Annotated in this window: 11 protein-coding genes; 5 read left to right on the top strand and 6 right to left on the bottom strand. The window is 51.7% G+C overall.

All coding sequences use genetic code 11. From position 1 onward, the window contains the following. Positions 1-52 precede the first annotated feature (52 nt). Positions 53-1,711 carry a putative transporter gene (locus tag ACEQFP_RS15570; protein ID WP_005280555.1) on the top strand — a complete coding sequence of 553 codons (1,659 nt, stop codon included), beginning with the start codon at positions 53-55 and terminating at the stop codon, positions 1,709-1,711. Between the two features lie 82 nt (positions 1,712-1,793). On the opposite strand, the gene hemN is transcribed toward ACEQFP_RS15570, so the two are convergent. After that, positions 1,794-3,167, bottom strand: coding sequence for an oxygen-independent coproporphyrinogen III oxidase (hemN, locus tag ACEQFP_RS15575; RefSeq protein WP_005280552.1), 1,374 nt, complete (start codon positions 3,165-3,167; stop codon positions 1,794-1,796). 186 nt (positions 3,168-3,353) lie between these two features. Beyond that, positions 3,354-3,878 (bottom strand): Der GTPase-activating protein YihI, encoded by a 525-nt coding sequence (yihI, locus tag ACEQFP_RS15580; RefSeq protein WP_005280548.1) that lies wholly within the window; start codon positions 3,876-3,878, stop codon positions 3,354-3,356. Between the two features lie 651 nt (positions 3,879-4,529). Between yihI and yihA the strand changes: the two genes are divergently transcribed. Further along, the gene (yihA, locus tag ACEQFP_RS15585) at positions 4,530-5,186 is read left to right on the top strand and encodes a ribosome biogenesis GTP-binding protein YihA/YsxC (RefSeq protein WP_035596746.1); all 657 of its coding nucleotides are present in this window, start codon (positions 4,530-4,532) and stop codon (positions 5,184-5,186) included. Between the two features lie 454 nt (positions 5,187-5,640). Here the strand turns inward: yihA and polA are convergent, their stop codons facing one another. Next, complete coding sequence (gene polA, locus ACEQFP_RS15590; RefSeq protein ID WP_035596729.1) at positions 5,641-8,433, bottom strand: DNA polymerase I; 2,793 nt, start codon at positions 8,431-8,433, stop codon at positions 5,641-5,643. A 449-nt stretch (positions 8,434-8,882) separates the two neighbouring features. Here polA and ACEQFP_RS15595 point away from each other — a divergent pair, with 449 nt between their 5' ends. Continuing rightward, positions 8,883-9,800 carry an acyltransferase gene (locus ACEQFP_RS15595; protein WP_396464356.1) on the top strand — a complete coding sequence of 306 codons (918 nt, stop codon included), beginning with the start codon at positions 8,883-8,885 and terminating at the stop codon, positions 9,798-9,800. Positions 9,801-9,855: 55 nt separating this feature from the next. Here ACEQFP_RS15595 and dsbA read toward each other — a convergent pair whose 3' ends face one another. The 3 genes from dsbA to ACEQFP_RS15610 are packed head-to-tail and all read right to left on the bottom strand — an operon-like array spanning position 9,856 to position 11,770. Further along, positions 9,856-10,479, bottom strand: coding sequence for a thiol:disulfide interchange protein DsbA (gene dsbA, locus ACEQFP_RS15600; protein ID WP_035596728.1), 624 nt, complete (start codon positions 10,477-10,479; stop codon positions 9,856-9,858). 30 nt (positions 10,480-10,509) lie between these two features. Next, complete coding sequence (locus tag ACEQFP_RS15605; protein WP_035596725.1) at positions 10,510-11,496, bottom strand: serine/threonine protein kinase; 987 nt, start codon at positions 11,494-11,496, stop codon at positions 10,510-10,512. 4 nt (positions 11,497-11,500) lie between these two features. Next, positions 11,501-11,770 (bottom strand): YihD family protein, encoded by a 270-nt coding sequence (locus ACEQFP_RS15610; protein WP_005280534.1) that lies wholly within the window; start codon positions 11,768-11,770, stop codon positions 11,501-11,503. Positions 11,771-11,940: 170 nt separating this feature from the next. Here ACEQFP_RS15610 and mobA point away from each other — a divergent pair, with 170 nt between their 5' ends. Together mobA and mobB are read left to right on the top strand one after the other, a co-directional pair. Then, positions 11,941-12,525 carry a molybdenum cofactor guanylyltransferase MobA gene (gene mobA, locus ACEQFP_RS15615; RefSeq protein ID WP_035594096.1) on the top strand — a complete coding sequence of 195 codons (585 nt, stop codon included), beginning with the start codon at positions 11,941-11,943 and terminating at the stop codon, positions 12,523-12,525. After that, positions 12,522-13,049, top strand: coding sequence for a molybdopterin-guanine dinucleotide biosynthesis protein MobB (gene mobB, locus ACEQFP_RS15620; RefSeq protein WP_005280527.1), 528 nt, complete (start codon positions 12,522-12,524; stop codon positions 13,047-13,049). Before mobA ends, mobB begins: the two co-directional genes overlap by 4 nt. Positions 13,050-13,249 lie beyond the last annotated feature (200 nt).

The following is a 13,249-nucleotide window of genomic DNA, read 5'->3' on the forward strand; positions in this document are numbered from 1 at the left end:
TATATAACCGTATAGATTTATAGCGGATCTTCTTACTATCAAGGATGTGTCCATGAGTGATATCGCCCTAACGGTCAGTATGCTATCGCTGGTCGCCGTACTTGGGTTATGGATCGGTAACTGGCGGATTTACGGCGTTGGCCTTGGGATCGGCGGCGTGTTGTTCGGCGGCATTATCGTCGGCCATTTCGCCCAAAGCTATCAGCTGATCCTCAACAACGATATGCTGCATTTTATTCAGGAGTTTGGCCTAATCCTGTTCGTCTACAGCATCGGCATCCAGGTTGGGCCGGGGTTCTTCTCATCACTACGCGTCTCGGGGCTACGCCTCAACGCCTTTGCTGTCTTAATGGTGGCGATCAGTGGCCTGATCACCGCCGCCATCTATAAGCTGTTCGACGTCCCCTTGCCCATCATCCTTGGGATTTTCTCCGGCGCGGTCACCAATACCCCCGCGCTTGGTGCCGGACAACAGATCCTGACCGATTTAGGATCGGCGCCCGACCAAATCAATCTGATGGGGATGGGCTACGCCATGGCCTACCCGTTTGGAATTTGCGGGATCCTCTTGGTGATGTGGTTAGTACGCTTACTATTCCGCATCAACGTCGATGCCGAGGCGCGTGACTTCGATTCGCGTAATGGCCATCATCATGAACTGCTGCAAACCATGAATATCATGGTACGCAATCCAAATCTGGACGGTCTATCGATTCAAGATGTCCCGATCCTGAATAGCGATACCATCGTCTGCTCGCGTCTCAAGCGGGGCGATCTACTGATGGTACCGTTGCCAACGACTCAAATAGCGATCGGCGATCTCCTTCATCTGGTTGGACAGAAACCAGAGCTGGAGAGCGCCCGGTTGGTGATCGGCGAACAGGTCGATACGTCACTGTCGACACGCGGCACAGAGCTCCAAGTCAGTCGTGTCGTCGTGACGAACGAGAAAGTGTTAGGGAAGAAGATCCGCGATCTTAACCTGAAGCAAAAGTACGATGTGGTCATTTCCCGCCTCAACCGCGCCGGGGTCGAATTAGTGGCGGGCAACAATGCGACCCTTCAGTTTGGTGATATCCTGAATCTGGTCGGACGCCCCCAATCGATCGATGCCGTCGCCGCCATCGTCGGCAACGCGCAGCAAAAACTGCAACAGGTGCAAATGCTACCGGTCTTTATCGGTATTGGGTTAGGGGTACTACTAGGTTCGATCCCATTGTTTATCCCCGGATTTCCGGCGGCGCTCAAACTAGGATTAGCCGGTGGCCCGTTAGTCGTTGCCCTCATTCTTGGCCGTATCGGTAGCATCGGCAAGCTGTACTGGTTTATGCCACCCAGCGCCAACCTGGCCCTACGCGAGCTGGGGATCGTGCTGTTTCTGGCGGTCGTCGGACTAAAATCAGGCGGTAACTTCATCGATACGCTGATCAACGGCGAAGGGGTCACCTGGATTGGTTATGGCATCCTGATCACCGCCATTCCGCTGATCACCGCAGCCATCATGGCACGCCTACTGATCAAGATGAACTACCTGACGCTCTGCGGCATGCTGGCTGGCGCCATGACCGATCCCCCAGCCCTCGCCTTCGCTAATGGTCTGCATGCCACGAGCGGGGCGGCCGCGCTCTCCTATGCCACCGTGTATCCTCTGGCGATGTTCTTGCGCATCATGTCGCCCCAGTTATTAGCGCTGTTATTCTGGAGCGTCTAACCACGTCCACCATCTCGACACACGCTAAACCAAACAGCCCCGCTTATGCGGGGCTGTTTGGTATCCGGCTCTGGCCCGATGCTTAAATCACACGAGAGAACTGTTGCATCCGTGCCTGACGGCGTAGATAGACATCAAAACACATGCAAATATTGCGAATCAATAGACGCCCACGCGGCGTCACGGTAATGGCATCCGCCCCCAACTCCACCAGCCCATCCTGAGCCAACGGGCGAAGTAGCACCAAATCCTCGACGAAGTAGTCCACGAAGCGAATACCATAGTGTTGCTCGATCGGGGCGTAATCGAGGCGGAAATTACAAATGAGCCCCTTGATCACGTCACGGCGGATACAATCATCTTGGCTCATGGTCAATCCACGCCATAACGCGGTACCCTGCGCTTCAACCGCAGCGTAATACTCCTTCAGTACCTTCAGATTCTGCGAGTAACTATCGCCGATCATACTAATCGCCGACACGCCTAATCCCAGCAGATCGCTATCGCCCTGGGTCGTATACCCCTGGAAATTACGGTGCAACTTACCGGCCCGCTGAGCCACCGCCAGCTCATCATCCCGATGGGCAAAGTGATCCATACCGATAAACTGGTAACCGACCCCCGTCAAGGTCGCGATACTCTGCTGCAAGATCGCCAGCTTGTGATCGGCGCTGGGCAGGTCGGCATCCTTAATCTTACGCTGAGCGGCGAAGAGCTTCGGCATATGCGCGTAGTTAAAGATACTTAGGCGATCGGGATTTAACTCGATCACCTTTTGTAGGGTAAAAGCGAAACTCTCCGGGGTCTGACGCGGCAGGCCATAAATCAGATCGATATTAGTCGAAGTAAAGCCGATTTCCCGCGCGTGACGCAATAGGGCGAAGATGAACGCCTCATCCTGCTCACGGTTAACCAGCTGTTGTACCGTCTTATTAAAGTCCTGTACCCCCATGCTGAGGCGATTAAATCCTTCATGACGCAGATGATCGAGGACGTCCAGTTCTATCTCACGCGGATCGATCTCGATTGAAATCTCAGCCTGCGGGGCAAAATGAAAGTGTGTACGCAACAACGCCATCAGGCGACTAATCTGCGCCTTATTGAGATAGGTCGGCGTTCCGCCCCCCCAATGCAACTGACTGACGGTACGCCCGGCAAACAACGGAGCCCGTGCAGCAATCTCCAATGCCAGTTTATCCAGATACTCATCTGCCTTATGCGTCTGGCGAGTGACAATCTTGTTGCAGCCGCAGAAATAACACAGCTTGTGACAGAACGGGATATGGACGTAGAGAGATAGTGCACGCTCGGGATAACGGACCACCGCACGTTGAAAAGCCGCTTCGTTAAAGTCTTCGTTAAACTCCAGCGCGGTGGGGTATGAGGTATAGCGTGGCCCGGAATAGTTATATTTTTGGATCAGGGCCAGATCCCAGACGATAGTCTGTTCCGACATGGGTGCTCACTCCTTATTCTGTTTTCTCCTGCCGGCACGCAGTGGAGAAGCCGGTGGCCGACCGTAACGTATGGCGGCTCGTTGCCAGCGCGTTTTGCGCTGCGACAGCCGCCATAGTTTAGCCAATAACCACAGTAGATAACATGTGAGCAACGAGGCTATGACCAGAATCAACGCCATTCGGCATCAGATCGCATCTTTTGGGCTACCGCGGCGCAGCAGCTGCATGATGTCCTCGTCTTTCTCTTCCTCCTCGTCATCTTCCAGTTCGATGCCCAACTCTTCCATCAATTCATCGATGCGATCCAGCATCTCATCCACATAACGCTGCTCCTCACTGTTCAGCGTCGCGCCTTCTTCCAAGCGCTCCAGCAAGGCATCCAGACGCGGATCATTTTCCAAACGCGCCAGTTCTGCCTCCGGCGTCAATACTGTCTTCGTCTCTGGCTGCTTCACAACCTGTACCCGACTTTTCACGACGCCAGGCTCGACCACCAACGTGACCGGCTTTTTGCTACCGATGCGCGGATCGCGATCGGCATGTATGCCGCCCTTCCCACCTTGGGTACTCTGCTCATTATTACGTGCACCCGGCTTATGGCCGCGGCGCTTCTTCTGGCGTTTACGCTCACGTCCCTCCAGATCTAGCTCCTGGCGGGTCTTACGTGTTTTTTTGCCTTTAACGGCCTTAGATTTATTCACCGGACTCATAACTTATACTCTTGGTCAGAGATGTCGAAAACTGCGGCGGAATCTATCAGAAAGGCCGCAAAGAAAAAAGGCGACAGTCTAAACTGTCGCCTTAATTCTATACCTTCTGCAGAAGGATATTGACACTCATCGTCCTTAACGGCAAACAACGTCCCGGTTTATCCCTTTGCGCTTGTGCGTCCCTGCTCTCTTCCTTGAGCCCCCTCACGGGGCAGCTCATCCTCGAGCCTCTTCCCTGTGACAAACATCCTGTCTGCCAAGCCACGTCCTATGGCTGCATCCTGCATCTCGCTGCGTCATCCTGACACACCCGATCTCTCACCATCCTGGTCTTGAGGTCCCTTTCACGGCATCCCTACCGTGTAATCACTCTATCTTACTGACGGTAAACGACAATATGGTTCTCTCGCGCTCTTCCCACGATACAGATCACATAAGTTATGTAATTAATTGAATATGAATAAGTAAAAAATCAAAGCCTTACAGTATGAAACGGTTTTTTCAGCATAGGCTATCGTCGATCTCGCACATGATGAGATGCCTGTGTCTTACAGCACCCAGACTAAACAGGTGACGGATTTACGCGCCCTTGCGCGCCTTTATGGTTATAATTCCCACCATTATTCTGCCAGCAACAGGGAGACGACCAGCTTGGCCCGTCAAACTTATAACTACCATGTGACGCATTTCGTCACCAGCGCCCCAGATATTCGCCACCTGCCTGCGGATATCGGTATCGAAGTCGCGTTCGCCGGGCGTTCTAATGCCGGGAAATCCAGCGCATTAAATACCCTCACCAATCAAAAGAGCTTGGCTCGCACCAGTAAAACACCGGGACGTACTCAGCTCATCAACTTGTTCGAAGTTGACGATGGTGTGCGTCTGGTCGATCTACCCGGCTACGGTTATGCCGAGGTGCCGGAAGAGATGAAGCGCAAATGGCAGCGCGCTCTGGGTGAATATCTACAACAACGTCAATGTCTGAAGGGATTAGTGGTGCTGATGGACATCCGTCACCCGCTGAAGGATCTTGACCAGCAGATGATCGCTTGGGCCGTCGAGGCCGGATTGCCGGTGTTACTGTTGCTCACGAAAGCGGACAAGTTAGCTTCCGGAGCCCGCAAGGCACAGCTTAATCTGGTACGCGAAGCCGTCTTGCCGTTCATGGGGGATATTCAAGTCGAGGCTTTCTCTTCACTGAAAAAATTCGGTGTCGATAAACTGCGTGACAAGCTGGATACCTGGTTCAGCGAGATCGCACCGCAACAAGCCGAAGACAGCGATGATGCGTCGAGTCTCGGTGAATAACACCGCATGCTAGGATTACGCTATCTGACACAAGCCGCATCAGCGGCTTTTTTTATGTAATTTTTCCACAAAATAACCACGAATAGACATGAAAACTCAGGGATAACACACGGTTAAACAGGGAAAACGATACGCCATGCGCCCTCACCACGGTCTGGACGAATAAAGGGGCAAGAACACAGGGTGGGGTAGGCATTCCCTACAAAAAAAACGCCCCAGTCATAACTGACTGGGGCGGCTAATAATCAGCCAAATCCGATTACGTGAAGTAAAAGGTCTGAAAGATAGAACATCTTACCTCTGTACCCTACATCGGTAACTGTACAACATTTTAGAGTATGCGCAAACTTTTTCGTTGTTTAGTTACACAATAAACACCGTTAACGTCGCTATTTTGTGCATTAACTGCGTTTTTATGTAGGTAAATTACATAAAAGGATTAAATCGACACCATTCAATGCGCTTGATCCCAATTTTCACCACAGCCGATATCAACCTTCAAGGGTACGGCCAGCGCCAAGCTGCCCTCCATCAATGTACGAACGTGACTGACGACCTCGTCAACCTGCGCCTCCGGCACCTCGAAGACCAATTCATCGTGTACCTGCATAATCATGCGTACCTGTGGCTGCGACTGCTGTAACCAGGCATCGACGGCGATCATCGCCCGCTTAATAATATCCGCGGCAGTTCCCTGCATCGGTGCGTTGATCGCCGCCCGTTCTGCAGCCTTGCGACGCATCGCATTACGCGCATTAATCTCCGGCAGATAGAGCCTCCGACCATCTAGCGTCTCGACATACCCTTGTTCAGACGCCTGTTGACGTGTCCGCTCCATATAAGCCAATACGCCCGGATAACGCTCGAAATAGAGATCCATGTAACGCTGAGCCTCGTTACGACCAATATTCAACTGGCGTGCCAGCCCAAAGGCGCTCATACCATAAATCAGGCCAAAGTTAATCGCCTTGGCGCTGCGCCGTTGATCGGCCGTTACCGCCTCCAACGGCAGACCAAAGACTTCGGCGGCCGTCGCACGGTGGATATCTTTCCCCGCCGCAAAGGCCTCCAACAGCCCACGATCGCCCGACAGATGCGCCATGATACGTAATTCGATCTGAGAATAGTCCGCCGCTACGATCTTACTGCCTGCTGGCGCGATAAACGCCTGACGAATACGCCGCCCCTCGTCGCTGCGTACCGGAATATTTTGCAGGTTGGGATCGCTGGAAGAGAGCCGCCCCGTCGCGGTGACAGCCTGATGATAAGAAGTATGAACCCGTCCGGTTAGTGGGCTTACCATCTGCGGCAGCTTATCGGTATAAGTACTCTTCAACTTAGCGAGTGTACGGTAATCCAGGATCACCTGCGGTAGCTCATATCCCTGCTCCGCTAACTCAACCAATACCTCTTCATTCGTTGATGGCGCGCCACCCGGCGTCTTCTTCAGAATCGGCAGCTGTTGTTTGTCGAACAGGATACTCTGGAGCTGTTTAGTCGAAGAGAGATTGAAGGGCTCATCCGCCAAGGTATGCGCCTGTTGTTCCAACGCGCTCAGACGTACCGCCAGTTCCTGGGAGTGTTGACCTAAGATAGTGCTATCGATCAATACCCCGGTGCGCTCCATCCGTGACAGTACGGGAACCAATGGCATATCGATGTCACAAAAGACATGACGAGGTCCCGCCTCACTCTCCAACGTCGGCCAGAGACGTTGGTGTAAGCGCAGGGTCACATCGGCATCTTCAGCCGCATACTCGGCCGCCTGCTCCAAGGGAATTTGGTTAAAGGTCAGTTGGCCTTTCCCTTTTCCCGCCACCTCTTCAAAAGTAATGGTCTTATGATCCAGATGGCGGGCAGCCAGGCTATCCATATCGTGACGCCCGGCCACACTATTCAAGACATACGACTCCAGCATGGTGTCAAACGCCACGCCACGCAGGATGATGCCATGACGCGCCATCACGCCGATATCGTACTTCAGATTCTGCCCGACTTTGGCGACCTTTTCGTCTTCCAATAGTGGCTGTAAGCGAGCCAGCACCCACTCACGATCGAGCTGCGCCGGCGCATCCAGGTAATCATGAGCCAATGGGATATAATAAGCTTGTCCCGGCGCATCGGCGCACGAGATCCCCACCAAGTTAGCGGATAAGACATCCAACGAGTCGGTTTCTGTATCGAAGGCGAAGCAACCAACGTGTTGCAAACGAGCAATCAATGCCTCTAACGCCGCCTCATCTAAAATCGTTTGATACCCCTCGCGTGAAAGCGTCGCCGCGGTTGCCACGGCGGACAGGTTCGCCTCCTCGCTGGCAGGTTTCACCGCCTTCGTTTTCATCCCCTGTGCAGCCGTGAGCCAGGATCCATCCTGCGCATCGCTCAGCCAACGTTTAAACTCATAGCGTTGAAACAGGGTATGCAACGTGGCGCTATCTAGCGGTTTGATCGCTAAATCATCGCAATCCAGCGCCAAATCGACATCGGTTTTAATGGTCGCCAACAGATAGGAGAGGTCGGCCTTCTCTTTATTGAGCAGTAGCTTTGCCCCCATGGTTTTCGCTCCGCGAAAACTCAAGGTTGCGACACGGTCGATGTCCCCATAGATCGACTGCAATCCGCCGATCCCCTGCAACAGTGCCTGCGCTGTCTTCTCACCGACCCCTGGGACGCCAGGAATATTATCTGATGCGTCGCCCATTAATGCTAGAAAGTCGATTATCAACTCTGGAGGAACACCGTATTTATCAAATACTTCCTGAGGCCCCAGGACCGTATTGGTCATCGTGTTGATTAAGGTGATGTTCGGCGTCACCAGCTGTGCCATGTCTTTATCGCCAGTGCTGATCAACACATGACGCCCTGCCTGCTCGGCTCGACGTGCCAATGTACCGATCACATCATCAGCCTCGACACCCGGTACCACCAACAACGGTAATCCCATCGCCTGTACCATTTGATGCAATGGTGCAATCTGCTCACGCAAGTCGTCCGGCATTGGAGGACGATGTGATTTATATTCAGCGAATAACTCATCACGGAAAGTCTTGCCCTTGGCATCGAAGACAACGGCAATATGGCTCGGCTGGTACTGCATAATCAAACTACGCAGCATATTCAGCACACCGTACATCGCCCCGGTAGGCTCGCCAGCGCCATTGGTCAACGGCGGAAACGCATGATAGGCGCGGTAGAGGTATGAGGATCCATCAACCAGGATCAGGGGATTTTCAGCTATCTGGGCCATAATCTATCTTTATCGTGGTGGTCATCAGATCATAAGCATGCCACAGGTCGAGTGCGCTGACGAATGCTCAGCATCGTTTTGTCTCCCCGTTCTATGCGAGATCTGGCAGGATCGCGCTGTGGATAAGTTTGTGTACAAAATCGTGTTCTTTTAGCTCACGGGGAAGAATCAGGCAAGGGTTATAATATATTTCACATACAAATCAATTAATTACACTTTATCTCCAATAATATCTCTGCATAAATTAATAGTAGATGCATTGTGCATAGATTTATTGTCGTCAGGAAAATCGCTACCCTATTGTTTAGCTATTATTATTGTGTCGGTGATTTTTCAGACGCCGAGTGCCTTTTAACATCAACGTGTCGTGGGGGACAAAATGTGCCGACAGTCGTCCCCTTCTGTTAAAATTACTGACCTTATTCCATAAACTGCGATGTGTCCCTCAGATGCCTATGTTGCTTGCTTCGATGTTGTCTCCATTTATCTTTGTACTTACAACATTGTTGACCATCATAGTCACCGCCGCCTGCTCGATCCCCATCGCTCTGCTCGGTGTGGTAAAGCTACTCTTACCCTTCCCCAACGTATCGCGCGCTATTTCTCGTTATTCCGATGGCTTAATGTGGTGCTGGTGTCAGGGACTCGCGGGATTAATGAGCCTCAACCCCAAGCTCCGTTGGCATGTTCGTGGGTTGGAGGGGCTAAGCAAAGAGAACTGGTATTTGCTAATCAGCAACCACCAAAGCTGGACAGATATTGTGGTACTCTGTGTATTACTCCGCAATCATATCCCCATGAATAAGTATTTCCTCAAGCAGCAGCTCGCTTGGGTGCCTTTTATCGGCCTCGCTTGCTGGGCATTGGATATGCCATTCATGCGCCGTTATTCTCGCAGCTATTTGCTGAAACATCCGGAGCGTCGCGGTAAGGATATTGAGACAACCCGCCGCTCATGCGAGAAATTCCGTCTACACCCCACCACCATCGTCAACTTCGTCGAAGGATCGCGTTGTACTACGGAAAAACGTGAGCAACAACATTCGCCATATCAGAATCTATTGCAGCCTAAAGCAGCCGGCATTGCCTTTACCCTCAGTGCGTTGGGATCACAGTTCGATCGCGTACTCAATGTGACGCTGCTCTATCCAAACAATCTACACCGGCCATTTTGGGATCTCCTTTGTGGGCGCATGCAAAGCATCGTCGTCGATATCGAAACGATTCCTATCAGTGATGAGATTCGCGGAGACTACTTCAATGATAAGGGCTTTAAGCGTCACTTTCAGCTCTGGTTGAATACCCTTTGGCAGCGCAAGGACCAGTTAATCAGCCAACTGCGTCAAAAATATCAGCATAAATCATAAATAAGAAAGACGTCGAATAGATCCACTATTCGACGTCTTATAGGGCGAGTGGTATTTAGGGTTGTGTCGCCAGGAACTGCACTACATTAGCAAACTGTTTAACATAATTTTCCATTGAGCTAGTATCCAACCCCTCGTTTCTGACCATATATTTACCATTAACAAAGACGGCAGGCACACCACGTAGTTGGAAATCTTGTGCCGCTTTCTCTTGCTGAACCACCAGAGATTTCACCACAAAGCTATCTAAAGCAGCATCATATTCTGCCGCAGGGATCCCAGCCTGAATGAAGACGTTACGGATATCCGCCGCACTCTTAATCGTCTGACTCTTCTGTACCGCATCAAACATCGGTTGGGTAATCTTATTCTCGACGCCTAACGCCATGGCTACCGCCCAAGCCTGAGTCAACTGTTTCCCTAACGGTCCCAAGAATTCGACGTGGTATTTAGTCAGCTTAACGCCTTGCGGCAACTTGCTCTCAATGGTTTGAGGAATATGGTAAACCTCAGCAAACTCATAACAGTGCGGGCAATAAAAAGAGAAAAATTCTAACACCTGTGGTGCACCATTTACTGGCTTATCCAGGGTGATATATTGTTCGCCATTGGTAAAGGGGGCAGCCGATACACCAAATGCCATTACCATGCCCAGTAGGGCCAGCCACATCTTTTTCATACTCTCATCTCCATCCTCAGGGCTTGGTTATCAATACATTGGGGTCAATTTCAGCGGGGCAGCCTGTAATAGACCCAACTGCTGATGAAAGGTCTGGATCTGACTGTGCCAAAACTGGCGATCCGCCATCCAGGGGAAACTACGAGGAAAAGCCGGATCCTGCCAACGGCGACATACCCATGCGAGATAATGAATCATACGCATGGCACGCAATGGCTCGATCAGCGCTAACTCCCGAACATCAAAATCGCTGAACTCGGTGTAGGCCTCCAACACGATATCCAACTGTAATCGTTTCTCTGCTTCATCGCCGTTAAGCAACATCCACAGATCCTGGATCGCCGGACCATTGCGGGCATCATCCAGATCGACAAAGAGCGGACCATCCCGCCACAGAATATTGCCGGGATGGCAATCACCATGCAAACGTAACAATGAGTAATCATCCCGCCATAGCACCACCAAGGCACCGATCAATGCATCCAACGTTGCGAGGAGACTCTCACGTAGATCATCGGGGACCAGAGGCGAGTGCGCCAATTCAGCACGAGGCTGGTAGACATATTCATCCAACCCCATCGTAGGGCGCTCCCTGAAACGCTGACAGCGGCCGACCTGGTGGATTCGCCCTAGATAACGACCGACCCACTCCAGCTGATCGAGGTTATCTACCTCATACTGACGCCCGCCAAGGCTAGGAAAGACAGCAAAGGCATAACCCTGATAATGATGTAACGTTGCACCCTGTAGGCGAAGTGGCGCCGCCAACGGGATCTCCGCCTGCACGAGCTCCGCCGCAAAGGCATGCTCCTCGGCAATCTGAGCATCGCTCCAACGCTCCGGGCGGTAAAACTTCACCACATAGCGCTGCCGCTCCTCGTCCATCAACTGATAGACGCGATTTTCATAGCTATTGAGTTCGCTAAGCCCAGAGTCGACGCGGATCCCACACTGTGCTAAACCCTCCAATATCAAATCAGGGGTTAGCGTCTGGAAGTTAAAGGCCGATGTCGTCATGAGATTAATCTTTAATCACACCGCGTGCACGCAGCAGCGCCGTTTTAAAGTCTTCCTCATAATCTTTCTGTAATCCTGGGATCACCGCGCTCTTCTCACTACCGCGCATCTTGAGGTGATAAATGAGGATATCGTCGGTTAAATCGGCTAAGGCTCCCTCATACCCCGCCTCATTAGCTAGTTGCTGCAGAAACTGGATGAGATTCAGATCCGGCTCCTGTTGCCAGGCCGGATGGATCAACTCAATCAATTCGTTAACGCGATGACATTTCATGGAGTACCTTCTCTTTTATCTTTACTAAGCCGCTAAAACTAGCAATCCTAATTTAACAAAGATAGCCGTTTACCGTATAACACTCACTATTTACAAACTATTACATCGATGACTATATGGATGACCCTAATCAGGTGATCGCTAACCATAATCCGAGGAGCACGCTCATTATGCAGGATATTGAAGGCGTTATTCTGGCTGGAGGGCGCGCAACCCGCATGCAAGGCAAAGATAAAGGATTAGTCACCTTACATGGACTCCCGTTATACCAATGGGTACTTCAGCGTCTAGCGCCACAAGTATGTCGAGTCGTCATCAGCGCGAACCGTAACCAGGGGGTTTACCAACAAAGTGGCTGTAAGGTTATCGGTGATAGTCTACCTGACTTTCCTGGTCCACTCGCCGGTGTTGCCGCCGGATTAGCGCAATGTCAAAGCGAGTGGCTTATCACTGTTCCTTGTGATTCCCCTTTCATTCCTCACGATCTGGTCGATATCCTGTGGCAGGGTAAAGGCGATGCTCATGTAGCCTATATCGACGACGGCGAACACAGCCATCCAACATTAGCGCTCTGGCATCGCGACATCTTGCCCGCCCTCGAGCAATTCCTACAACAGGGTGACCGCAAGTTGATGTTATTCATGGCACAGGTACACGCTCAGGCCGTTCACGATCCGCGATGTGCAAATTTTATCAATATCAACAGCCTGCAAGAGTGTCAGCAGGCTCAGCAACAGGAACCGAGACTATCGTGAATACGCCTCCTCTACTGGGTATTGCCGCCTACAGCGGCACAGGAAAAACGACGTTACTCAAAAAACTCATCCCTTGTCTAAACACGCGTGGCATCCGTATCGCACTGATCAAACATACTCACCACGATATGGATGTTGATACGCCGGGTAAAGACAGCTATGAATTGCGTAAGGCGGGCGCCGAGCAAACCCTAGTGGCCAGCGATTTACGTTGGGCCCTGATGACAGAGACCCCCGAACAATCCCCCCTCGATTTGCGCTTTCTCGCCTCGCGTATTGATGCCGCCCGCTGCGATCTTATTTTAGTGGAGGGATTTAAGCATGAAACTATCGCTAAGATTGCACTCTATCGGCAAACGGTAGGGAAGCCCTTCGCCGGTTTACTCGATGAGCATGTCATCGCTTTAGCCAGTGACCATCCCCATCCCTGCCATGTACCTCTGCTCAATATCAACCACGTCGAGGAGATCGCCGACTTCGTACAGAATTGGTTGCAAGCTCAAAAGAGTAGCAAAAGAAAATAAATCCGTCGGTGCGGGAGGATAACTCCCCATCGATATCGAATCATACATAAAGAGGTGCAGGATGATTGGCGTTAAACGCAAAAAAGCCGCTCATTGAGCGGCTTTTTTGCTTTATTTAATGCTTGGCAGTTCCCTACTCTCGCATGGGGAGACCCCACACTACCATCGGCGCTACGGCGTTTCACTTCTGAGTTCGGCAT

Origin of the sequence: Edwardsiella sp. A.80236 (assembly GCF_044540725.1) — a bacterium.
GTDB classification, from domain to species: domain Bacteria; phylum Pseudomonadota; class Gammaproteobacteria; order Enterobacterales; family Enterobacteriaceae; genus Edwardsiella; species Edwardsiella tarda.

What these genes read in the sequence shown, in the direction of transcription:
- polA (WP_035596729.1), bottom strand. Translation starts at nt 8,433, where the DNA reads ATGGCCCAGATAGCTGAAAATCCCCTGATCCTGGTTGATGGATCCTCA.
- mobA (WP_035594096.1), top strand. Translation starts at nt 11,941, where the DNA reads ATGCAGGATATTGAAGGCGTTATTCTGGCTGGAGGGCGCGCAACCCGC.
- dsbA (WP_035596728.1), bottom strand. Translation starts at nt 10,479, where the DNA reads ATGAAAAAGATGTGGCTGGCCCTACTGGGCATGGTAATGGCATTTGGT.
- yihI (WP_005280548.1), bottom strand. Translation starts at nt 3,878, where the DNA reads ATGAGTCCGGTGAATAAATCTAAGGCCGTTAAAGGCAAAAAAACACGT.
- hemN (WP_005280552.1), bottom strand. Translation starts at nt 3,167, where the DNA reads ATGTCGGAACAGACTATCGTCTGGGATCTGGCCCTGATCCAAAAATAT.
- ACEQFP_RS15610 (WP_005280534.1), bottom strand. Translation starts at nt 11,770, where the DNA reads ATGAAATGTCATCGCGTTAACGAATTGATTGAGTTGATCCATCCGGCC.
- ACEQFP_RS15595 (WP_396464356.1), top strand. Translation starts at nt 8,883, where the DNA reads ATGCCTATGTTGCTTGCTTCGATGTTGTCTCCATTTATCTTTGTACTT.
- ACEQFP_RS15605 (WP_035596725.1), bottom strand. Translation starts at nt 11,496, where the DNA reads ATGACGACATCGGCCTTTAACTTCCAGACGCTAACCCCTGATTTGATA.
- ACEQFP_RS15570 (WP_005280555.1), top strand. Translation starts at nt 53, where the DNA reads ATGAGTGATATCGCCCTAACGGTCAGTATGCTATCGCTGGTCGCCGTA.